The organism is Mesorhizobium sp. M1217 (genome assembly GCF_040318275.1).
Classification (GTDB): Bacteria; Pseudomonadota; Alphaproteobacteria; order Rhizobiales; family Rhizobiaceae; genus Mesorhizobium.
The window spans coordinates 81,277-100,811 of the sequence record NZ_JAMYMA010000017.1 but is presented as its reverse complement, the minus strand read 5'-3'; the positions used below and the strand labels follow the sequence as shown (position 1 = coordinate 100,811).

Annotated in this window: 19 protein-coding genes and 1 tRNA gene; 17 read left to right on the top strand and 3 right to left on the bottom strand. The window is 66.1% G+C overall.

Annotated features, from left to right (window positions below):
* Positions 1–11 precede the first annotated feature (11 nt).
* From NKH37_RS25525 to NKH37_RS25495, 7 genes are all read left to right on the top strand, one after another.
* The gene (locus NKH37_RS25525) at positions 12–446 is read left to right on the top strand and encodes a DUF1636 family protein (RefSeq protein ID WP_023720752.1); all 435 of its coding nucleotides are present in this window, start codon (positions 12–14) and stop codon (positions 444–446) included.
* Positions 443–1,495: a cobalamin biosynthesis protein CobW gene (gene cobW, locus NKH37_RS25520; RefSeq protein WP_353003313.1), complete on the top strand. Its 1,053-nt coding sequence runs from the start codon at positions 443–445 to the stop codon at positions 1,493–1,495. Before NKH37_RS25525 ends, cobW begins: the two co-directional genes overlap by 4 nt.
* Before the next feature lie 622 nt (positions 1,496–2,117).
* A complete protein-coding gene (locus NKH37_RS25515; RefSeq protein ID WP_353041691.1) occupies positions 2,118–5,051 on the top strand; it encodes a cobaltochelatase subunit CobN in 2,934 nt (977 codons plus the stop codon).
* Positions 5,048–6,517 (top strand): precorrin-3B synthase, encoded by a 1,470-nt coding sequence (gene cobG, locus NKH37_RS25510; RefSeq protein ID WP_353003315.1) that lies wholly within the window; start codon positions 5,048–5,050, stop codon positions 6,515–6,517. Before NKH37_RS25515 ends, cobG begins: the two co-directional genes overlap by 4 nt.
* A complete protein-coding gene (locus NKH37_RS25505) occupies positions 6,514–7,167 on the top strand; it encodes a precorrin-8X methylmutase (RefSeq protein WP_353003317.1) in 654 nt (217 codons plus the stop codon). The genes cobG and NKH37_RS25505 overlap by 4 nt, the downstream gene beginning before the upstream one ends.
* Positions 7,164–7,922, top strand: coding sequence for a precorrin-2 C(20)-methyltransferase (locus tag NKH37_RS25500; RefSeq protein ID WP_353041675.1), 759 nt, complete (start codon positions 7,164–7,166; stop codon positions 7,920–7,922). The genes NKH37_RS25505 and NKH37_RS25500 overlap by 4 nt, the downstream gene beginning before the upstream one ends.
* Positions 7,919–8,683 carry a precorrin-3B C(17)-methyltransferase gene (locus tag NKH37_RS25495; RefSeq protein WP_353003321.1) on the top strand — a complete coding sequence of 255 codons (765 nt, stop codon included), beginning with the start codon at positions 7,919–7,921 and terminating at the stop codon, positions 8,681–8,683. Before NKH37_RS25500 ends, NKH37_RS25495 begins: the two co-directional genes overlap by 4 nt.
* Here NKH37_RS25495 and NKH37_RS25490 read toward each other — a convergent pair.
* Complete coding sequence (locus tag NKH37_RS25490) at positions 8,647–9,429, bottom strand: cobalt-precorrin-6A reductase (protein ID WP_353003323.1); 783 nt, start codon at positions 9,427–9,429, stop codon at positions 8,647–8,649. The genes NKH37_RS25495 and NKH37_RS25490 overlap by 37 nt on opposite strands.
* A gap of 1 nt (position 9,430) precedes the next feature.
* On the opposite strand from NKH37_RS25490, the gene cbiE reads away from it, so the two are divergent.
* The 8 genes from cbiE (at position 9,431) to NKH37_RS25450 (ending at position 16,247) form a co-directional block, all read left to right on the top strand.
* The gene (gene cbiE, locus NKH37_RS25485) at positions 9,431–10,672 is read left to right on the top strand and encodes a precorrin-6y C5,15-methyltransferase (decarboxylating) subunit CbiE (RefSeq protein WP_353003325.1); all 1,242 of its coding nucleotides are present in this window, start codon (positions 9,431–9,433) and stop codon (positions 10,670–10,672) included.
* Positions 10,669–11,049 carry a cobalamin biosynthesis protein gene (locus tag NKH37_RS25480; protein WP_023720761.1) on the top strand — a complete coding sequence of 127 codons (381 nt, stop codon included), beginning with the start codon at positions 10,669–10,671 and terminating at the stop codon, positions 11,047–11,049. Before cbiE ends, NKH37_RS25480 begins: the two co-directional genes overlap by 4 nt.
* On the top strand, positions 11,046–11,810 hold the full coding sequence (cobM, locus tag NKH37_RS25475; RefSeq protein ID WP_352496381.1) for a precorrin-4 C(11)-methyltransferase: 765 nt from the start codon (positions 11,046–11,048) through the stop codon (positions 11,808–11,810). Before NKH37_RS25480 ends, cobM begins: the two co-directional genes overlap by 4 nt.
* Positions 11,807–12,613 (top strand): uroporphyrinogen-III C-methyltransferase, encoded by an 807-nt coding sequence (cobA, locus tag NKH37_RS25470; RefSeq protein ID WP_353003327.1) that lies wholly within the window; start codon positions 11,807–11,809, stop codon positions 12,611–12,613. The genes cobM and cobA overlap by 4 nt, the downstream gene beginning before the upstream one ends.
* On the top strand, positions 12,610–13,959 hold the full coding sequence (locus NKH37_RS25465) for a cobyrinic acid a,c-diamide synthase CobB (protein ID WP_353003328.1): 1,350 nt from the start codon (positions 12,610–12,612) through the stop codon (positions 13,957–13,959). Before cobA ends, NKH37_RS25465 begins: the two co-directional genes overlap by 4 nt.
* 3 nt (positions 13,960–13,962) lie before the next feature.
* A complete protein-coding gene (gene cobS, locus NKH37_RS25460) occupies positions 13,963–14,733 on the top strand; it encodes an adenosylcobinamide-GDP ribazoletransferase (protein ID WP_353003330.1) in 771 nt (256 codons plus the stop codon).
* Positions 14,734–14,757: 24 nt separating this feature from the next.
* Entirely contained in the window at positions 14,758–15,768 is a 1,011-nt protein-coding gene (cobT, locus tag NKH37_RS25455) for a nicotinate-nucleotide--dimethylbenzimidazole phosphoribosyltransferase (protein ID WP_353003332.1), read from the top strand.
* Between the two features lie 263 nt (positions 15,769–16,031).
* Entirely contained in the window at positions 16,032–16,247 is a 216-nt protein-coding gene (locus NKH37_RS25450) for a hypothetical protein (RefSeq protein WP_353003333.1), read from the top strand.
* An 85-nt stretch (positions 16,248–16,332) separates the two neighbouring features.
* Here NKH37_RS25450 and NKH37_RS25445 read toward each other — a convergent pair.
* Both NKH37_RS25445 and NKH37_RS25440 read right to left on the bottom strand, forming a co-directional pair.
* Positions 16,333–16,408: transfer RNA gene (locus NKH37_RS25445), tRNA-Lys, on the bottom strand.
* A 105-nt stretch (positions 16,409–16,513) separates the two neighbouring features.
* Positions 16,514–17,419, bottom strand: a complete 906-nt coding sequence (locus NKH37_RS25440) for a PhzF family phenazine biosynthesis protein (RefSeq protein ID WP_353003334.1) — start codon at positions 17,417–17,419, stop codon at positions 16,514–16,516.
* A gap of 111 nt (positions 17,420–17,530) precedes the next feature.
* Between NKH37_RS25440 and NKH37_RS25435 the strand changes: the two genes are divergently transcribed.
* Together NKH37_RS25435 and NKH37_RS25430 are read left to right on the top strand one after the other, a co-directional pair.
* Positions 17,531–18,823 carry an efflux RND transporter periplasmic adaptor subunit gene (locus NKH37_RS25435; protein ID WP_353003335.1) on the top strand — a complete coding sequence of 431 codons (1,293 nt, stop codon included), beginning with the start codon at positions 17,531–17,533 and terminating at the stop codon, positions 18,821–18,823.
* A gap of 2 nt (positions 18,824–18,825) precedes the next feature.
* On the top strand, positions 18,826–19,533 hold the full coding sequence (locus NKH37_RS25430; RefSeq protein ID WP_353003337.1) for an ABC transporter ATP-binding protein: 708 nt from the start codon (positions 18,826–18,828) through the stop codon (positions 19,531–19,533).
* Positions 19,534–19,535: the final 2 nt, after the last annotated feature.

The following is a 19,535-nucleotide window of genomic DNA, read 5'->3' as shown; positions in this document are numbered from 1 at the left end:
AGGAGCCTGATTTGGAACGCGACAGCAGTTTTCCGGCTGAGACAGCGGATTTATTGTCCGGCCATGGTGATTCCCCGGCCGGCGTTACCGTCATCGTCTGCTCGTCCTGCCGTGACGAGACCGGTTCGGACGCTTATCCCCGCGCCGGCGAACTGCTCGCCGAGCACACGCGCCGCGCCGCTTCCAGCGAAAACATTAAAATCCGCACCGTCGAATGCCTCGGCAATTGCAAGCGCCGGCTCAGCGCCGCGATGCTGCGCGACGGCTGCTGGAGCTATGTCTTCGGCGACCTGACCACGACCAGCGGCACCGATCTGGTGACGGGGGCAAAGCTGTTCGCTACTTCGACGGACGGCCTCATTCCGTGGCGCGGCCGTCCCGATTGCCTGAAGCGCGGCTTGGTTGCCCGCATCCCTCCCCTCGACCTTTTGAAGGACTTGATATGACTTCCCCAGATTCGGCCGCCAACGTTTCGCGCGTCCCCTGCACCGTCGTCACCGGCTTTCTCGGCGCCGGCAAGACGACGCTGATCCGCCATTTGCTCGAAAACGCCAAAGGCAAGCGCCTGGCCATCATCGTCAACGAGTTCGGCGATATCGGCATCGACGGCGAGATCCTGAAGGGCTGCGGCATCGACACTTGCCCCGAGGAAAACATCGTCGAGCTGGCCAATGGCTGCATCTGCTGCACTGTCGCCGACGACTTTGTCCCCGCGCTCGACCAGATCCTGTCGCTGACGCCGAAGGTCGACCACATCCTGATCGAGACGTCCGGGCTGGCCCTGCCCAAGCCGCTGGTCCAGGCCTTCCAGTGGCCGTCGGTGAAAAGCCGCGTCACGGTCGATGGCGTCATCGCCGTCGTCGACGGGCCGGCGCTGGCTGATGGCCGCGTTGCCAACGACATGGACGCCCTGCAGGCGCAGCGCGCGCCGGACGAGACGCTCGACCATGACGATCCTGTCGAGGAGGTGTTCGAAGACCAGCTCGCTTGTGCCGACCTGATCATCCTGTCGAAGAGCGACCTGCTGGACGCAGCCGGCGCGGCGCGCGCCAATGCCGTCATCGGCAAGCATGTTGCGCGGGCGGTGAAGATCGTGCCGACCTCGCAAGGCAAGGTCGATCCGTCGGTGCTGCTCGGCCTTGGTCTCGCCGTCGAGGACGACATCGAGAACCGCAAGACCCATCACGACGACGAGCTCGACCACGAACATGACGACTTTGACTCGTTCGTCATCGACATTGCGTCGGTGTCCAACCCGGACGAGCTGGCACAACGCGTCGCCACGGCGGCGGAGGAAGAAAACGTATTGCGCGTCAAGGGTTTCGTCGACGTCGGCGGCAAGCCGATGCGGCTCTTGCTGCAGGCCGTCGGTCCGCGTGTCAACCACTATTACGACCGCGCCTGGACCGCTGAAGACGATCGCCGCTCGCGCCTCGTCGTCATCGGCCTGAAAGGGCTGAACCGCCCGGCGATCGAGCGTATCCTCGCCGGCTGATCCCAGGTACGAGCCGCGATGCACATCCTCACCACCACATCCGCCTCGCTCGACGATCTCGCCGAGCCTGTCGATCTCAGGCAAACGCCTGCGGATGTCGTGGCGCTGTCCTTCACCGACAGCGACCTCGCCGGGCTGGCGGCGGCGTGGAAGGCAGATGCGGACCGCCTGCCGTCGATGCGGCTCGCCGCCTTGCGCGACCTGCGCCACCCGATGTCCGTCGACCTCTGGATCGACAGCGTCGCCCGCCACGCCAAGGTCGTCCTGGTCCGCATCCTCGGCGGTTACGACTGGTGGCGCTACGGCTGCGACCAGCTTGCCGTTGTCGCGCGAAATCGCGGTATTAAGCTGGCGCTCCTACCGGGCGAGAGCCACGACGAGGATTTGCGGCTGATCGAAGGCTCGACGCTGCCGCGCCAGGAACTTGATGGTCTGCTCGACTATTTCCGCGAAGGTGGCCCGGCGAATATGACGGCGCTGGTGCAGAGGTTGGCAAGTCTCGCCGGATCGGGTGCGGCGGTCGCTGAACCTGTCAGCGTGCCAAAGGCGGGATTTTACGAGCCGGGACGCGGCGTTATAGAAAGAATGGACTTATCAAGCGTCGGCATTCCGTCGCGCCCCCATCATCCCCATCCTGTTCTACCGCTCGATGCTGCTCGCCGCCGATGTCGCGCCCATCGATGCGCTTGTCGAGGCGCTCGGGCAGCGTGGCATAGCGCCGGTCCCCATCTTCGTCTCCAGCCTCAAGGACGCGGCATCGCTCGCCTTTGTCGAAACCGCGTTTGCCGCGCTGAACCCTGCCGCCATCATCACCGCCACAGCTTTCGCCTCGGGCGCCGAACCCGGCGTCGAGACGCTGTTCGACCGCGCCGGAGTGCCGGTGTTCCAGATCGTCGTCGCGACCACCCGCCGCGACATCTGGCAGAACAACCAGCGCGGCCTGGCGCCCGCCGACCTTGCCATGCATGTCGTCCTGCCCGAGCTCGACGGCCGCATCCTGGCCGGCGCCATTTCCTTCAAGAGCGAAAGCGAGACCGATCCGGCATTGGCCTTCCGCCCCTTCGCCAACCGGCCAGAGCCTGACCGCGTGGCGCAGGTCGCGAACCGTATCGAGGCCTTCGTGCGCCTGCAGCGGACGCCGCGTGCGGAGCGCAAGCTCGCCATCCTGATCCCCGACTATCCGAGCGCGCCCGGCCGCACCGGCTATGCCGTCGGTCTCGACGTGCCGTCCAGCGTGCTGGCGATGCTGCACGACCTGAGCGAACAGGGCTACGCCGTTGAAGGGATTCCGCAAACGCCGCGTCAGTTGCTGGAGGTGCTGGAGCCAGCCGACCAGGGACTGGCTTTGCAGGATTATCTGACCTTCTCGAAGGAATTGCCGCCGGCGGCCATCGCTGCGGTGGAGGCCGCATGGGGGAATACGGATGATGAGACAGGTTCGCGCGAGGCACCCCCCTCTGTGCTGCCGGACATCTCCCCTTCAAGGGGGGAGATTGCGCTGTTGTCTCTGCTTTCGCCAACTACCAAGGGCGTTAAGGGAGAGCCGGCAGCCGAACTGCCAATCTCCCCCCTTGAAGGGGAGATGTCCGGCAGGGCAGAGGGGGGTGTCCAAGCGCCCACCACCGCAAAATTCCCCTTCCGCGCCGCCACCTTCGGCAATATCACCGTAGCCCTCGCCCCTGATCGCGGGCGCTCAGTCAACCGCCGTGCCGATTATCACGACCCGACATTGCCGCCGCGCCATGCACTGATCGCCTTTGGCTTGTGGCTGCGTAAGTCGCTCGGCATCCATGCAATTGTCCATGTCGGCGCCCACGGCACGCTGGAGTGGCTGCCCGGCAAGACCGTGGCGCTCAGCGAAAACTGCTTTCCCGAAATCGTCACCGGCCCCCTGCCCGTCATTTATCCTTTCATCGTCTCCAACCCCGGCGAGGCAGCACAAGCCAAGCGACGCATTGCCGCCGTCACGCTTGGCCATCTGCCGCCGCCGCTGACCGGCGCCGGGCTGGACGAAGAGCAGCATAAACTCGAGCGACTGGTCGACGAATATGCCCAGGCCGACGGGCTCGACCGCCGCCGCCGCGACCGCCTGGCCAAGCTGATCGTCGAGACTGCGGAAAAGACCGGCCTCGCCTCAGAGGCCGGCGTCGCCAGGACCGACGCAGCCGACGAAGCCTTGCGCCGCATCGACGCCTGGCTCTGCGATCTCAAGGATTTCGCCATCAAGGACGGCCTGCATATCTACGGTCGCTCGCCTGAGGGCGAAACCGACCCTTTGCGCGAGCAGAGTGCGGCAGCCGAGAAAGTAGCACTCATCGCGGCCCTCGACGGCCGCCATGTCGCCGCCGGTCCGGCCGGTGCACCGGCGCGTGGCCGGCGCGATGTGCTGCCCACCGGCCGCAATTTGTTTACCGCCGACCCACGCACCATGCCGACGCCGACCGCCTATGATCTGGGCAAGGTGGCAGCGGAAGAAGTCGTCCGCAGCTACATGCAATCGCATGGCGACTGGCCGCGCTCGCTGGTCATCGACCTCTGGGGCTCGGCCTCGCTGCGCACCGGCGGTGAGGAGATCGCGCAAGGCCTGGCGCTGATGGGCTGCCGGCCGCAATGGGATTCCGCCACCGGCCGCATCACCGGCATCGAGGTGCTGCCGCCGGCAACGCTCGGCCGCCCGCGCGTCGACGTCACCTGGCGCATATCCGGCCTGTTCCGCGACATGTTCCCAACCCAGATCGCGCTGATCGATGCCGCCGCCAACGCCGTCGCGACCCGCGACGAGGACGATTCGGAAAACCCGCTGGCGGCGAGAACCCGTGCAGACGGCAAGATCAGCCCGCGCATATTCGGCACCTCGCCCGGCACTTACGGCGCCGGCATCGAGGACTTGCTATCAAGCGGCGACTGGGCCGCGCGCGAAGAGATCGGCCGCGCCTATCTCGCCGCCACCTCGCATGCCTATGGCGGCGCCGAGGGCGAAGGCATTTCGGCGCCCGGCGCTTTTGAGGGCCGCATCGCTGAGGCCGACCTTCTGGTTCATACCGGCGACGATCCCGGCCGCGACATCCTCGAAGGCTCGGCCGACGTCGCCTTTATCGGCGGCTTTTCGGCAGCGCTTGCTGCGCTCGGCAAAAACGCTGACGTGATCGTGCTCGACACCACGGATCCGCAAAAGCCCAAGCCACGCTCGGTTGGTGACGCCGTATCCCGCGTCGTACGGGCACGCGCCGTCAATCCGCGCTTCATTGCCGGCCAGATGCGCCACGGGCCGCGCGGCGCCTCGGAATTCGCCGAGACGGTCGACCGGCTTGTCGGCTTTGCCGAGACCACTCATGCCATATCTGGCGCGCTGATCGAGGCCGTGCACGACGCCTATCTCGGCGACCCCGTTGTCCGCGCCTTCATCCTGCGCGAGAACCCGTCGGCGGCGAAGGTCATGGCCGAACGTTTCATGTCGGCACGACGGCGCGGTCTGTGGCATCCGCTGCGCAATTCGATCGATGACGATCTCGCCGCACTGATTGCCGAAGCCCAGGCGCTTGGGGTGGCGGCATGAACGCTTTCTCCCGACGCGGCGCCTGCCCTGCTTTGTCGGCACCGATGCAAACCGGCGACGGGCTGCTGGTGCGGCTCAATCCGGTCGCTGGAGGACTGTTGCCGAAGTCGTTGATCGGACTCTGCGAATCCGCCCTGCGCCACGGCAACGGCATTATGGAAGTGACCGCCCGCGGCAGCTTGCAGATACGCGGCCTGACGCCCGAAAGCGCCCGGCTGCTGGCGATGGAGGTCGATGCGCTGGGTATTGCCGTTCGCACCGGCGTGCCGGTCGAGACTGGTCCGCTGGCCGGGCTCGACCCGCAGGAAATCGCCGATCCGCGCCCGCTAGCGGAGCGGATTCGGGCGGCAATCGAGGACGCCGGCGTCACGCAGCGTCTTGGCCCGAAGGTCTCGGTGATTGTCGACGGTGGCGGACAGCTGACCTTGGATGCAGTGACGGCCGATGCCAGGCTGGCTGCGGTGCGGACCGATGCGGGGACGCAATGGCAGGTGGCTATCGCCGGCGGCGGTCAGACTGCGACGCTACTCGTCATGGCCGAGGAAGATGCGGCCTGCGACATCGCCGTTGCGATCCTAAGGATGGTTGCCGAAAAGGGGCGCGATGCCCATGCGCGGGATTTGACAGAAAGACAGCTGAGATCTCTGGCAAATTGGCGATCCTTGGCGCCCCCCTCTGTCCTGCCGGACATCTCCCCCACTTGGGGGGAGATTGCGCCCTCATCTCAGCTTTCGCCAATCGATAAGCATGCTAAGAGTGAGCCACCGGCGAAGCTGCCGATCTCCCCCCAAGTGGGGGAGATGTCCGGCAGGACAGAGGGGGGCGCGAAGGATCGCCGGCCCATCGGAGTTTTCGACTTGGCTGCAGCCGGAACCGCCCTCGGCATCGGCCTACCCTTCGGCAGCATGCCGGCGAACCAGATCATCGCTCTCGCGCAGAGCGCGCTGGCCCTTGGCGCCACCGAAATCCGCCTGGCGCCGGGCCGCGCGCTGGTTTTCCTCGGCCTCGCGCCAGCGGCCTGCCCGCCGCTCCACCAAGCCGCCGCAACCCTCGGCTTCGTCACCGACGCCGCCGACCCGCGCACCAGGATCGCCGCTTGCCCGGGTGCTCCCGCCTGTGCCTCCGGCCGCATCGCGACGCGCGAAATCGCCGAGACCATCGCCGTGGAAAACCGCGACATCTTCGATTCTTCCTTGACGCTGCACATCTCCGGCTGCGCCAAGGGCTGCGCCCATCCCGGTCCGGCGGCGCTGACATTGGTCGGTAGCGAAAACGGAGCCGGACTTGTCGTGGACGGGACGGCTAAGATGTTTCCTGCCGGATACAGGCCGGGCGATGACGCCTCGCGCGGCATCGGCGGCATTGCAGCGGCAATCCGCAGAAAACGACTCCGAGGCCAGACTGCCGCCGCCTGCCTTGCAAGGCTTGGCACGGCCGGCGTCGTCAAAGCTTACCGACAGGAATGAGCATGCCCGCCCAGAACCCCATCACCTACGACTATATTCATGATGGCACAGCGATCTATGAGCGCTCCTTCGCCATCATCCGCGCCGAGGCCGACCTGTCGCGCTTTTCCGAAGCCGAGGCCGACGTCGCTATCCGCATGATCCATGCATGCGGCCAGGTCGAGGCTGCGCGGCATTTCGTTTTCTCACGCGATTTCGTCGCCGCTGCGCGCACAGCGTTGAGCGCCGGCGCGCCGATCTTCTGCGACGCACAGATGGTCTCGCATGGCGTCACGCGCGCCCGGCTGCCGGCCGGCAACGAAGTGATCTGCACGCTGCGCGATCCGCGGACCGCCGACATCGCGAGAAAAATCGGCAACACCCGCTCGGCCGCGGCGATCGACCTGTGGGGCGAGCGCATGGCCGGTTCGGTCGTCGCCATCGGCAATGCGCCGACCGCCCTCTTTTATCTGCTGGAAAAGCTGCGCGACGGCGCGCCGAAGCCGGCGGCGATCATCGGCATGCCGGTCGGGTTTGTCGGCGCCGCCGAATCGAAGGATGCGCTGGCCGAAAATTCCTATGGCGTGCCCTTCGCCATCGTGCGCGGCCGGCTGGGCGGCAGCGCCATGACCGCCGCCGCGCTCAACGCTTTGGCGAGGCCGGGCCTATGAATGCGATCGCAAAAGGTCGGCTGGTCGGCGTTGGCACCGGTCCTGGCGACCCAGAACTTTTGACGCTGAAGGCAGTGCGCGCGCTGGCTGAGGCCGATGTCGTTGCGCATTTCGCCAAGCGCGGCAACAACAGCAACGCGCGCGCCATTGTCGGAGCCCATTTTCGCGCTGATTTGATAGAGTTGCCGCTGCTCTATCCGGTGCCCACCGAGATCGACAAGGACCACGGCGACTACCGCTCGCAGATCACCGATTTCTACGAGCAGTCGGCCGAAAAGGTTGCCGAGCACCTCAGCGCCGGCAGGATGGTTGCGGTGCTCTCGGAAGGCGACCCGCTTTTCTACGGCTCCTACATGCATCTGCATGTCAGGCTGGCGCATCGCTTTCCGACCGAAGTCATTCCCGGCGTCACCGCCATGTCCGGCTGCTGGTCGGCGACCGGCCTACCGATCGTCCAGGGCGACGACGTGCTGACTGTGTTGCCGGGCACGATGAGCGAATTCGAGCTGACGCGCCGCCTCGCCGACACCGATGCCGCCGTAATCATGAAGGTCGGCCGCAACTTGCCCAAGATCAGGCGGGCGCTGGAGGCAACCGACAAGCTGCCGCGGGCCATCTATGTCGAGCGCGGCACCATGCCGGGCGGCGTCTCGATGCGGCTTGCCGACAAAAAGGACGACCAGGCGCCTTATTTCGCCATCGTGCTGGTCGCCGGCTGGTCGGGGCGGCCAAGCGCATTGGGAGCCGAAGCATGAGCGGCCGCCTGACCGTCATCGGCCTGGGGCCTGGCAACGCCGACCAGGTGACGCCGGAAGCGAACCGGGCCGTCGCCGAGGCGAAATTCTTCTACGGCTACAAGCCTTATCTTGACCGGCTTGATCTGCGTCCCGACCAGATTCGCGTCGCTTCCGACAATCGCGAGGAGCTAGCGCGCTCCAGGGACGCGCTGCTGAAGGCTGCGGAAGGCCACAATGTCGCGGTCGTATCGGGCGGCGATCCCGGCGTCTTCGCCATGGCGGCGGCCGTCTGCGAGGCGATCGAGGCGGGGCCGGTCGAGTGGCGCGCGGTCGACATCGCCATCGTGCCTGGCATCACCGCCATGCTCGCCGTCGCCGCCCGCATCGGCGCGCCGCTCGGCCATGATTTCTGCGCCATCTCGCTGTCAGACAATCTGAAGCCGTGGGATTTGATCGAGCTGCGCCTGCTGGCCGCGGCGGGCGCCGGCTTCGTCATCGCGCTCTACAATCCGATCAGCAAGGCGCGCCCCTGGCAACTCGGCCGCGCCTTCGAATGCCTTGCCGCGATCCTGCCGGGCACCACGCCGGTGATCTTCGGTCGCGCCGCCGGCCGTCCCGACGAGCGCATCGAAGTTTTCTTGCTGGCGGAAGCCGATACGCAAAATGCCGACATGGCCACCTGCATCATCATCGGTTCACCGGAAACCCGGATCATCAAGCGCGGTGAAAAACCAGCGCTGGTCTACACGCCGCGGTCGGCAGCGGGCCCAAGAACATGACCGACCAGAAAATGATCGACCATCGCGGCAAGAGATTCGACCGTCTCAGCCGACGTGACGTCCGGCAACGCCGGCCTGCGGATCATGACCACCTCGATGCCGAGCGCCCGCGCTGCGGCGATCTTGCCGTAGGTCGCTTCGCCGCCGCTGTTTTTGGAAACGATGACATCGATGCGGTGCTCTTGAAGCAGCGAGTGTTCGTCCGGCTCCTGGAACGGCCCGCGCGCCAAGAGATAGGTCGCGTCGGGCACAGTAAGTCTTGGTTCGACCGGATCGACGCTACGGATGAGATAGTGGTGCTGGGGTGCAGCCTCGAAGGCAGTGATCTCCTGCCGTCCGAGCGCCAGGAACACGCGGCGCTGCGCCGATCCCAGCGCCGTCACCGAGCTGGTAACACCGTCGACCAGCGTCCACTGGTCACCTTCGGCAGGCTCCCAGCCTGGGCGCTTGAGCGCAACGATCGGCACGCCGGATCGGCGCGCTGCTTCCGCCGCATTGGCGGAGATCTGCGCCGCATAGGGATGCGTGGCGTCGATCAGCAGGTCGACGTCCGTCTCGTGGAGATACAACGCCAGCCCGTCGACGCCACCAAAGCCGCCAACCCGCACCGGCACGCCTTGCGCGGCCGGGTTTTCAGTGCGGCCGGCCAGCGACAGCGTAATCGCGAGATCGGAGCGCACCGAGAGTATTCCGGCCACCTGCCGGGCTTCGGTGGTTCCGCCGAGGATCAGAATGCGGTGGGTCATCATGCCTGCTGAAGGTCCGAGCGCCGCCGTGCTCACTCCAAAATGGCTCACGATCATCGGCATCGGCGAGGACGGTGTAGCGGGTCTCGGCGACGAGGCCAAGCAGTTGATCGCGGGTGCCGAATTCGTTTTCGGCGGCAAGCGCCACCTGGCCCTCGTCGCATCGCTCGCCAAAGGTGAAGCGCGCGCCTGGCCGACGCCTTTCGATGCCGAAATGCGCGACGTGCTGGCGCTCTCCGGCAGACGCGTCTGCGTGCTGGCCTCCGGCGATCCCTTCTACCACGGTGTCGGCGTCACCCTCGCCCGCAAGGTCGCGGCGGAGGATATGCGGGTGATCCCCGCGCCCTCGGCCTTCTCGCTGGCCGCCTCACGCTTGGGCTGGGCGCTACAGGACGTCGAGACCATTTCGCTGCATGGCCGCCCGCTCGACCTGATCCGGCCGTTGCTGCATCCTTGCACCCGCATTCTGGCGCTGACCTCGGATAGCGATGCACCGGAAGCGATTGCCCGTCTCATGACCGAACTCGGCTTCGGCGCCTCGCGGTTGACGGTTCTGGAGGCGCTGGGTGGGCAGAACGAAAGGCTGCGCTCGGCGAACGCCGGCGCTTTCGACCTCGAAAAGATCAACCCACTCAACGTGCTCGCAATCGAAGTTGATTCGACCCCGCAAGCACGCGTCCTGCCGCTGACATCGGGCCTTGCCGATCATTTGTTCGAGCACGACGGCCAGATCACCAAGCGCGAAGTGCGCGCCGTCACCCTGTCCGCGCTCGCGCCAAGGCGCGGCGAACTGCTGTGGGACATTGGCGCCGGCTCCGGCTCCATCGGCGTCGAATGGATGCTCGCGCATCCCTCCATGCGCGCCATCGCCGTCGAAGCCGATCCGGCCCGCGCCGCGCGCATCCGACACAACGCCGCGGCCTGCGGCGTTCCCGGTCTCGCCGTCGTTGAAGGTTCGGCACCGCAAGCTCTTGCCGGACTGGAAACGCCGGCGGCGATTTTCATCGGCGGCGGCGGCAGCGATGCCGGCGTGCTGGAAAGAGCCATCGATGCCTTACCCGCCGGCGGCCGCCTCGTCGCCAACGCGGTGACGCTGGAGATGGAGGCACTGCTGCTTTCCCGTCACGCTGCGCTCGGCGGCGAGCTCACCCGCATCGCCATATCCCGTGCTTCGCCGGTCGGTTCGATGCAGGCTTGGCGGCCGGCTATGCCGGTCACCCAATGGAGCTGGGTGAAGCCATGATGGTCGCGGGCATCGGCAGCCGCAAAGGCGTCAGCGCACGCGACGTGCTTGCTGCGGTAGAAACCGCGCTGGAGGCGCACGGGCTTGCCCTGCCCGCGCTTTCGGCGCTCGCGACCGCGTCTCTCAAGCAGGATGAAGCGGCAATCTTCGCCGCCGGACGCGAACTCCGCCTTCCGGTGATCGTTGTCGAGCAGGACGAACTCAAAGCTGCATCTACAACCAGCCACTCCAACCTATCACAGGAGCACGCCGGCACGCCGTCGGTTTCCGAAGCCTCCGCGCTTGCCGCCGCCGGCAAAGGCGCAAAACTGCTCGGACCACGCACCGTGCTCGGTGCTGTCACCTGCGCCATCGCCATCAGCGGAGATGCGGTATGACCGTCCATTTCATCGGCGCCGGCCCGGGTGCCGCCGATCTGATCACCTTGCGCGGGAGCCGTCTGCTCGGCAGTTGTCCCGTCTGCCTCTATGCCGGATCGATCGTCGCGCCGGAGCTGTTGCAGCACTGCGCGCCCGGAACGATGTTGATCGACACCGCGCCGATGTCACTCGACGAGATCGAGGCCGAATATCTGGCAGCCCACGCGGCCGGCCATGATGTCACCCGCCTCCATTCAGGCGACCTTTCCGTGTGGAGCGCCGTTGCCGAGCAGATCCGCCGGCTGGAAAAGCACGGCATCCCTTACACGCTGACGCCGGGCGTGCCGTCTTTTGCCGCCGCGGCCGCCGCGCTGCGCCGCGAGCTGACCATTCCGGAAGTCGCGCAAAGCCTGGTGCTGACCCGCATCTCCGGCCGCGCCTCGAAAATGCCGCCCGGAGAAACACTGGCCGGCTTCGGCCGCACCGGCGCCACGCTCGCCATCCACCTCGCCATCCACGCTGTCGACCGCGTCGTCGCCGAGCTGACGCCCTACTACGGCGCCGACTGCCCAGTCGCGGTCGTCTTCCGCGCCTCCTGGCCGGACGAGCGGGTGTTGACCGGCACGCTGGCGACCATTGAGGCGCAGCTAGGCGCGGATCCGATGGAACGCACGGCGATCATCTTCGTCGGCCGCTCGCTGGCGGCGGAAGATTTTAGTGAAAGTTCACTTTACGACGCCCACTACCAGCGGCGTTTTCGCGGACGAGACGGATCGTGAGCGGCAGCAATAGAAACACTACTGTCGAGCAGGCGCTCACCCGGCTGAACTTCAAGCCGCGCCAGCTGGAGCCCGGACATGTCTGGCTGGCCGGCGCCGGCCCTGGCGATCCCGGCTGCCTGACGCTGGAAGTGCTGGCCGCCCTCGGACAGTGCGACGCGCTGGTTTATGACGCGCTGGTCTCGCCCGAAGTCGTCGCCGTCGCCGAGGGCGCGGAACTGTTCTATGCCGGCAAGCGCGGTGGCAAACCATCGATGAAGCAGGACGACATCACCGCTCTGCTGGTCCGGCTGGCGCGCGAGGGCCGGCGCGTCGTCAGGCTGAAGGGCGGCGACCCCTATATTTTCGGGCGTGGCGGCGAAGAGGCGCTGGCACTGGCAGGGGAAACCATCCCGTTCCGCATCCTGCCTGGCCTGACGTCCGGCCTCAGCGCGCTGGCCGCCACCGGCATCCCCGGCACCATGCGCGGCATCAACAAGGCGCTGATCCTGGCGACCGGTCACGCCGCCGGCACCGATGACGATCTCGACTGGGCGGCCATCGCCCGTACCGGCCAGCCGGTGGTCATCTATATGGGCATGGCCAATCTGCCGCCGATCGCCGCCTCGCTACTTGAGGGCGGGCTGGCGCCTTCGACGCCCGCCGCGGTGATTGTCGCTGCGACGACACCGCAGGAACGGATCGTGGTCGCCACGCTCGCCACCATTGCGGAAGAGGCAGCGGCCGCCGGTCTGACCTCGCCGGCGCTGATCGTCGTCGGCGGTATTGTCGCTATGCGCGCGGCACTGGCGGGTGAGCCATGACCCGCGCCATCATCATCGGCGCGCCGCGCTCGGGCTCGGGCAAGACCAGCGTCACCATCGGCATTCTGCGCGCGCTCGCCCGGCGCGGCCTGAAAGTGCGCGGCGCCAAGTCCGGCCCGGACTATATCGATCCCGGCTTCCATACCGCAGCCACCGGCTTGTCCGGCGTCAATCTCGACAGCTGGGCAATGCCGCCCGCCCTGCTCAACGCACTGGCCGGCGACGCGACCGAAGATGCCGATTTTATCTTCCTCGAAAGCGCCATGGGCCTGTTCGACGGGATTCCGGCTGCTTCAGGACGGTCCGGCTCGGCTGCCGACCTTGCCCGGCTCTACGGCCTGCCGGTGCTGCTGGTGCTCGATGTCTCCGGCCAATCGACCACGGCAGCGGCCGTCGCCAAGGGTTTTGCCACCTACGATCCGGATGTGCGCATGGCGGGGGTCGTGCTCAACCGACTCGGCAGCGAGCGCCACCGCCGGCTTTGTGGCGATGCCATCGAAGCACTTGGCCTGCCTGTCGTCGGCGCTATCCTGCGCGATCCCTCGCTCAACCTGCCCGAGCGCCATCTCGGCCTCGTCCAGGCCGGCGAATATGAGAATCTGATGGCGCATCTCGACCGGCTGGCGGACATGGTCGAGCGCTCGCTCGACCTCGACGCGATTATGGCGCTGGCGGCGCCATTCACGCCCGCGCCGGGCAATTTCGGCAACGCGCTGCCGCCCCCCGGCCAGCGCATCGCACTCGCCGAGGACGCCGCCTTTACCTTCCTCTATCCGCACGTTGCTGCGCATTGGCGCAAGGCCGGCGCCGAGATCGTCCCGTTCTCGCCGCTCGCCGATGAAGCGCCTGGCGACAATTGCGATGTCTGCTGGCTGCCCGGCGGCTATCCCGAGCTTCATGCCGGCCGCCTCGCGGCCGCGGCGAATTTCAGGGCCGGCACGGCGCGGTTCGCCGCTACGCGGCCGGTGCATGGTGAGTGCGGCGGCTTCATGGTGCTCGGCGAGGCGCTCGAGGACGCGTCGGGCGAGACGCATCGGATGCTCGGCCTGCTCGGTCATTCGACCAGCTTCGCCAAGCGCAAGATGAATCTCGGCTACCGCGAGGCGCGGCTGCGTTCCGGGTGCCCGCTCGGCAGCCACGGCACGCTGATTCGCGGCCACGAATTCCACTACGCGCAGATGGTTGCCACCGGCAATGACGAGCCGCTGGCCGACCTCGCCGACGGACAAGGCAATCCGCTTGGTGCGTCGGGCTACCGGCGCGGCAATGTCAGCGGCACGTTCTTTCATGCCATTGCGAGGGGCGAGAGCATGATCCCGAAAAGTGGTAGCCGGTTTTCAGAATAGATCATGCTCAAACTCCAGATCCCCTCGCAACGGCAGCTGCTCGACGACATCGCGCTTTGCCTCGTCTTCTTCACCCGGCTGCCGTTGCCGAGAGCCGAGTTTCGTGGCCGCAGCCTTGCCGCTGCGATCTGGGCTGCACCGGTCGCCGGTCTCGCCGTCGCTCTGGCCGGTGCCCTGGTCTACGCCGTCGGCACGAGGCTAGGCCTAGCCGGAGATCCTGCTGCAGCGTTGACCCTTGCCGCGATCCTGCTCGCCACCGGCTGCCTGCATGAAGACGGGCTTTCGGATGTCGCCGACGGCTTTGGCGGCGAGACGCGCGACAGGAAACTGGAGATCATGCGCGACAGCCGCATCGGTGCCTACGGCGCCTGCGCACTCAGCATCTCGCTGCTGATCCGCTGGAGCGTGCTCTCTGGATTCGCCGGCCCGGCTCATGTCTTCTGGGCCGTCATTGCCGCGCAAGCGGCCTCGCGCGGCCTGCTCGGCGCCTTCATGCACCTTTTGCCGCCGGCCCGAAGCGACGGCCTCTCGGCCGAAGCAGGCACAGTTACCGCCGAAACCGCTGGCATCGGTGCCGTCCTCGGTGCGGTCGCGCTGCTGGCGCTTGGGTTCGGCGCCGCCGTTTTCGCCCTCATCCTGCTTGCGATTTTGTTTGCCGCCTTCCGCGCGCTGTGCATCAGCCAGATCGGCGGCCAGACCGGCGACACCGTCGGCGCCCTCCAGCAGCTCGGCGAGATCGCAATCCTGCTCGTCGCTTCCGTTTCCCTTTCCTGACTCTGTTTCGGAGATTTTGCCCCCATGCCTTTCAAATCGCTCGATGAACTGCGCGCCGCCTGCCTCGACCTGCCCAATGGCAGCGACGCCGCCGCCAATGCCGTCGCCCGCCGCCAGGACACGCTGACCAAGCCGCAAGGCAGCCTTGGCCGGCTGGAGACAATAGCCGCCTGGCTGGCGCGCTGGCAGGCCCGCGACATGCCAAAGCTCGACCGCGTCAAGGTCTTCGTCTTCGCCGGCAATCACGGCGTCACCGCGCAAGGGGTGTCGGCCTTCCCGTCGGAAGTCACCGTGCAGATGGTGGCGAATTTCGCCGGCGGCGGTGCCGCCATCAACCAGCTTGCCCGCATCGCCGGCGCGGATCTGGACGTCATCCCGCTCGACCTCGACCGTCCGACCGGCGACTTCACGCAAGAGCCGGCGATGGACGACGAAGCCTTCCTCGCCGCCATCTCGGCCGGCTACGACGCGATCAGCAGGGATCTCGATCTTGTCTGCTTCGGCGAAATGGGCATCGGCAACACCACCCCGGCGGCTGCCATCTCGACCGCTCTGTTCGGTGGCGGCGCGGAAAGATGGACTGGGCGCGGCACCGGCATCGACGATGCCGGCCTCGTGCGCAAGATCGTCGCCATCGAGGCCGGCCTCAAGCGCCACGCCCCGGCGCTAGCCGACCCCCTGAAGATAGCGGCAGCCCTCGGCGGGCGCGAGCTTGCGGCGATCTTGGGCGCAACACTGGCGGCGCGCCATCTCGGCGTGCCGGTGCTGCTCGACGGCTTCGTCTGCACCGCCGCCGCGGCACCATTGGCGAGATTGCATCCTGCCGGCCTCGCGCACACACTGGCAGCCCATGTCTCGGCCGAATCCGGCCATCGCCGCTTGTTGGAGGCGCTCGGGCTGCCGCCCCTGCTCGATCTCGGCATGCGTCTCGGCGAAGGCTCCGGCGCCTGCCTCGCCATCAACATCGTCCGCTCGGCATTGGAATGCCATGCCCGCATGGCAAGCTTTGCGGAGGCTGGTGTTTCGGAGAAGTAAAACCCGTCAACTTCAATGTAATTGAGCAAAAAGAATAACGTCATCTTGATCGCCCCATGAGACGGAGACATCTCATATGGAGCTCAGCTGATGTATTTGAAAACCGCAATCACGGCCGTTCTGCTCTGCTGCGCGGCCGCGCCTGCAACTTCCCAGGAGCTTGATGCCACGGGCCGCCTCCGACGTGCGGGCGAAGACGGATTCGTCAGGATCCAGTCGGGCCTGGCGATAAGCGTTCCGGTCAAGGACGGCGACGACATGCCATGCAGCAGGAAGCAGCGCTGCGCTCCTTCTACAAGCTTGTAGCCGGCAGTTGCGCGATGGTGATCGAAACCATTGCCGACACTTGCGAAATTACCAACGTCACCACAAACGTTAACTCGAAGGATAGCGGCGTGAATGGCCCCCAAATAGGAGTGACTGGCCAGATCGCCATGAAGGTCAAGTTCAAGGCCAGCGTCGGCAAGCCCGCGCAGTAAGCCAGAGGAAGTACGATGTTGGGTGTGAGGCGCGGAATTCGCGCCCAGGTTCTCACCCTGTTCCAGGGTCTTGCCACCAAATCTTTGGTGGGTGCGCACAGGATTGAACTGTGGACCCGCTGATTAAGAGTCAGCTGCTCTACCAACTGAGCTACGCACCCACTCGGCCGGAAAAACCGGCGTTGGCGGGCATATAGCCGCCGACATCCGCCATGTCCAGCCCTGCCGATTCATTTACCGACAAATTGCCCAAGTGCCGCACATGGTCAGATGAAAAGCCTGCCTTCCGCCACCTTGACCGCATGGCCGCCGATGCGGGCGGCCGTCAGTTTGCCACCTTCGACATTCAGTTCGAGGCGAATGCGCGAAGGCCGGCCCATCTCCAGCCCCTGCTCGATCCACAGTTGTGAAACGCCGTCGGTCGGGCCGTCGAAATGCATGATCGCGCCGGCGAACGCGGCCGCCGCCGAGCCGGTCGCCGGGTCTTCGTAGGACGGATTGCCGGGCACCATCATGCGGACATGGAAGGCACTGTCGTGGTGCACCGTCTCGCGGCAATAGACATAGGGGCTGGCGAAGGCCCATTCGCTTTTGCGTGGTGCCAGTTCCGACCACGCCTGGTTGTCCAGCCTGATCCGGGCAGCCGCCTCCAGATTAGCGACGGGGATGGTCACGTAGGGCACGCCCGCCGACCAGAATGAAACGCGGTGGTTCTCGAAGCCGATCTCGTGCGGCCCAAGGCCAAGGGCCGCGCCGATGGCCTCGGGATCGGCCGACAATTCCAGCTGCGCCGGCAGTTTTGCCAGGTCGAACTCGGCGAAGGTCGAACCATCGTGCTTGCTGACAGCGCAGCGCACCGGGCCGATATTCTCCTCGAGCACGAAGATGCCGGCGGCCTCTCCCGCCATTTCGGCGAGCGCTATCGCCGAGCCGACAGTTGGGTGGCCGGCGAACGGCATTTCATAGTCAGGCGTGAAGATTCGGATGCGGGCCCGGTGCTTCGGGTTGTCGGGCGGCAGCACGAAGACGGTTTCGGACAGGTTGAACTCGCGCGCCACCGCCTGCATCGCCGCAACGTCCAGCCCGTCGCAGTCGAGTACCACGGCCAGCGGATTGCCGGCCAGCCGGGTGGTGGTGAATACGTCGTAAAGCAAGTAATTCCGCTTCTGCATTTCAGTAAGTCCTCTGCCTCATTCCCAACATGAGCGAAATTTAATTTGAATTTTGAACCATTAGGCCTGATTTGTGCACTGATGGGACATCACTGAACATAGGGGTCCGGCGTGGACCAGATTGTCAATCTGCCAAAGACGGATTCCACTTCCGCCATCGAGACGGCGCTCGGGCTTGACCACCAGGGCCTGAAGACAAAACGCCGTCGCGGTTGGCTTTACGCAGTGTTCGCACTGCTTGCCGTCGCCGCGGCTTTTGCCGGCTATGAGTGGTACGCGGGCTCGCCCGCCAAGATCGAGTATACCACGACACTGGCTGCCATGGCCGATCTTACGGTCGCGGTTTCGGCTACTGGCACGCTGCAGCCCCTCACCCAGGTCGATATTTCCAGCGAACTCTCCGGCGTCGTCCGCTCGGTCTCGGTCAACGAGAACCAGCTGGTGAAGAAGGGCGATGTGCTGGCCGCGCTCGACACTGCCAAGCTGGAGGTCCAGATCGAGCGCGCCCAGGCCTCCGCCAAGGCGGCGGCGGCGAGCGTCGAGGACGCCACCGTGACCCTGGCCGAAAACGAAAAGGGCCTGGTGCGCGCGGCGCAATTGACCAAGCGCGGCATGGCGACGGACCAGTCGCTTGAAGCGGCAACCGCCACGCGCGACCGCTCGAAGGCGGCGCTCGATATCGCCAGAGCCAACCTCGCCATGGCCAATGCCGATCTCAAGGCGCAGCAGACGGATCTTGCCAAGAGCACCATCTACGCTCCCATCGACGGCATCATATTGACGCGCTCGGTCGATCCCGGCCAGACGGTCGCCTCGTCGCTGCAGGCTCCGGTGCTGTTCGTCATCGCAGCGGATCTGAAGAACATGGAGCTGAAGGCCGCAGTCGACGAGGCTGATATCGGCGCCGTCAAACCCGGCCAGCATGCGCGCTTCACCGTCGATGCCTTCCCTGAACGGCCATTCGACGCCGAAATCCGCGACATTTCCTATGCCTCGGTCACTACCGACGGCGTCGTCACTTACGATGCAAGGCTGGATGTCGACAACAGCGAGCTTCTGTTGCGGCCCGGCATGACCGCCACCGTCTCGGTCGTCACCAAGCAGGCCAAAAACGTGCTAACCGTGCCGTCCATCGCCTTCCGCTACCGGCCGGCGCAGACGGCGGAGCGCGGTTGGAGCCTCACCGACCTGTTCACTGGCCGCATGGGACGCCCCGGAGGCAACCGCCAGCGCCAGGCGGCGACGAAGCCCACCGACGGCTCGCGCACGCTCTACGTGCTGGAGAATGGGCGGCCGCATCCGGTCAACGTCAAGGTCGGCTCGACAGATGGCGACCTGACCGAGATCGTTTCCGGCCTCGAGGAAGGCGCGCAAGTCATTACCGCCTCGCAGCAGAGGAGCTGATCGTGGCATCCGGCGCGACCCTCATCGGCTTCGACAAGGTCTGCAAAAGCTATGGCCAGGGCGAAGCCCGGGTGCATGCGCTGGCCGGCGTCGACCTCGCCATCAGGCGCGGCGAATTCGTCGCCATCATGGGCCCGTCCGGCTCGGGCAAATCGACGGCCATGAACATCATTGGCTGCCTCGACACGCCGACGGCCGGGACCTACAGCTTCGAAGGCATCGACGCCGGCCGTCTCGACCGCAACCGACGTGCTCAGCTGCGCAATCTTTATGTCGGCTTCGTTTTCCAGGGCTATAATCTGTTGCCGCGCACCACGGCGGCCGAGAATGTCGAACTGCCGCTGATCTATCGCGGCGTCGGTGCCCGCGAGCGCCGCGGCCTGGCCATGCAGGCACTTGCCGAGGTCGGCCTTATCGGCCGCGAGCATCATACGCCGGCCGAGCTGTCCGGCGGCCAGCAGCAGCGCGTGGCGATCGCGCGCGCCATCGTCACCAGGCCGACGCTGCTCGTCGCCGACGAACCGACCGGCAATCTCGACACCGCCCGCACGCACGAGATCATGGAGCTTCTGACGCAGTTGAATACCGAGCTCGGCCTGACCATCGCGATGGTCACGCACGAAGCCGATGTTGCCGGCTATGCGCAGCGCACGATCCGTTTCCTCGATGGCCATGTCGCCTCGGACACAGCCAATCTCGAGATGGCCTAGCC

What these genes read in the sequence shown, in the direction of transcription:
- NKH37_RS25495 (WP_353003321.1), top strand. Translation starts at nt 7,919, where the DNA reads ATGAGCGGCCGCCTGACCGTCATCGGCCTGGGGCCTGGCAACGCCGAC.
- NKH37_RS25505 (WP_353003317.1), top strand. Translation starts at nt 6,514, where the DNA reads ATGAGCATGCCCGCCCAGAACCCCATCACCTACGACTATATTCATGAT.
- cbiE (WP_353003325.1), top strand. Translation starts at nt 9,431, where the DNA reads ATGCCTGCTGAAGGTCCGAGCGCCGCCGTGCTCACTCCAAAATGGCTC.
- NKH37_RS25440 (WP_353003334.1), bottom strand. Translation starts at nt 17,419, where the DNA reads ATGCAGAAGCGGAATTACTTGCTTTACGACGTATTCACCACCACCCGG.
- cobS (WP_353003330.1), top strand. Translation starts at nt 13,963, where the DNA reads ATGCTCAAACTCCAGATCCCCTCGCAACGGCAGCTGCTCGACGACATC.
- cobG (WP_353003315.1), top strand. Translation starts at nt 5,048, where the DNA reads ATGAACGCTTTCTCCCGACGCGGCGCCTGCCCTGCTTTGTCGGCACCG.
- NKH37_RS25490 (WP_353003323.1), bottom strand. Translation starts at nt 9,429, where the DNA reads ATGACCCACCGCATTCTGATCCTCGGCGGAACCACCGAAGCCCGGCAG.
- cobT (WP_353003332.1), top strand. Translation starts at nt 14,758, where the DNA reads ATGCCTTTCAAATCGCTCGATGAACTGCGCGCCGCCTGCCTCGACCTG.
- cobW (WP_353003313.1), top strand. Translation starts at nt 443, where the DNA reads ATGACTTCCCCAGATTCGGCCGCCAACGTTTCGCGCGTCCCCTGCACC.
- NKH37_RS25500 (WP_353041675.1), top strand. Translation starts at nt 7,164, where the DNA reads ATGAATGCGATCGCAAAAGGTCGGCTGGTCGGCGTTGGCACCGGTCCT.
- NKH37_RS25465 (WP_353003328.1), top strand. Translation starts at nt 12,610, where the DNA reads ATGACCCGCGCCATCATCATCGGCGCGCCGCGCTCGGGCTCGGGCAAG.
- cobM (WP_352496381.1), top strand. Translation starts at nt 11,046, where the DNA reads ATGACCGTCCATTTCATCGGCGCCGGCCCGGGTGCCGCCGATCTGATC.
- NKH37_RS25450 (WP_353003333.1), top strand. Translation starts at nt 16,032, where the DNA reads ATGCAGCAGGAAGCAGCGCTGCGCTCCTTCTACAAGCTTGTAGCCGGC.
- NKH37_RS25480 (WP_023720761.1), top strand. Translation starts at nt 10,669, where the DNA reads ATGATGGTCGCGGGCATCGGCAGCCGCAAAGGCGTCAGCGCACGCGAC.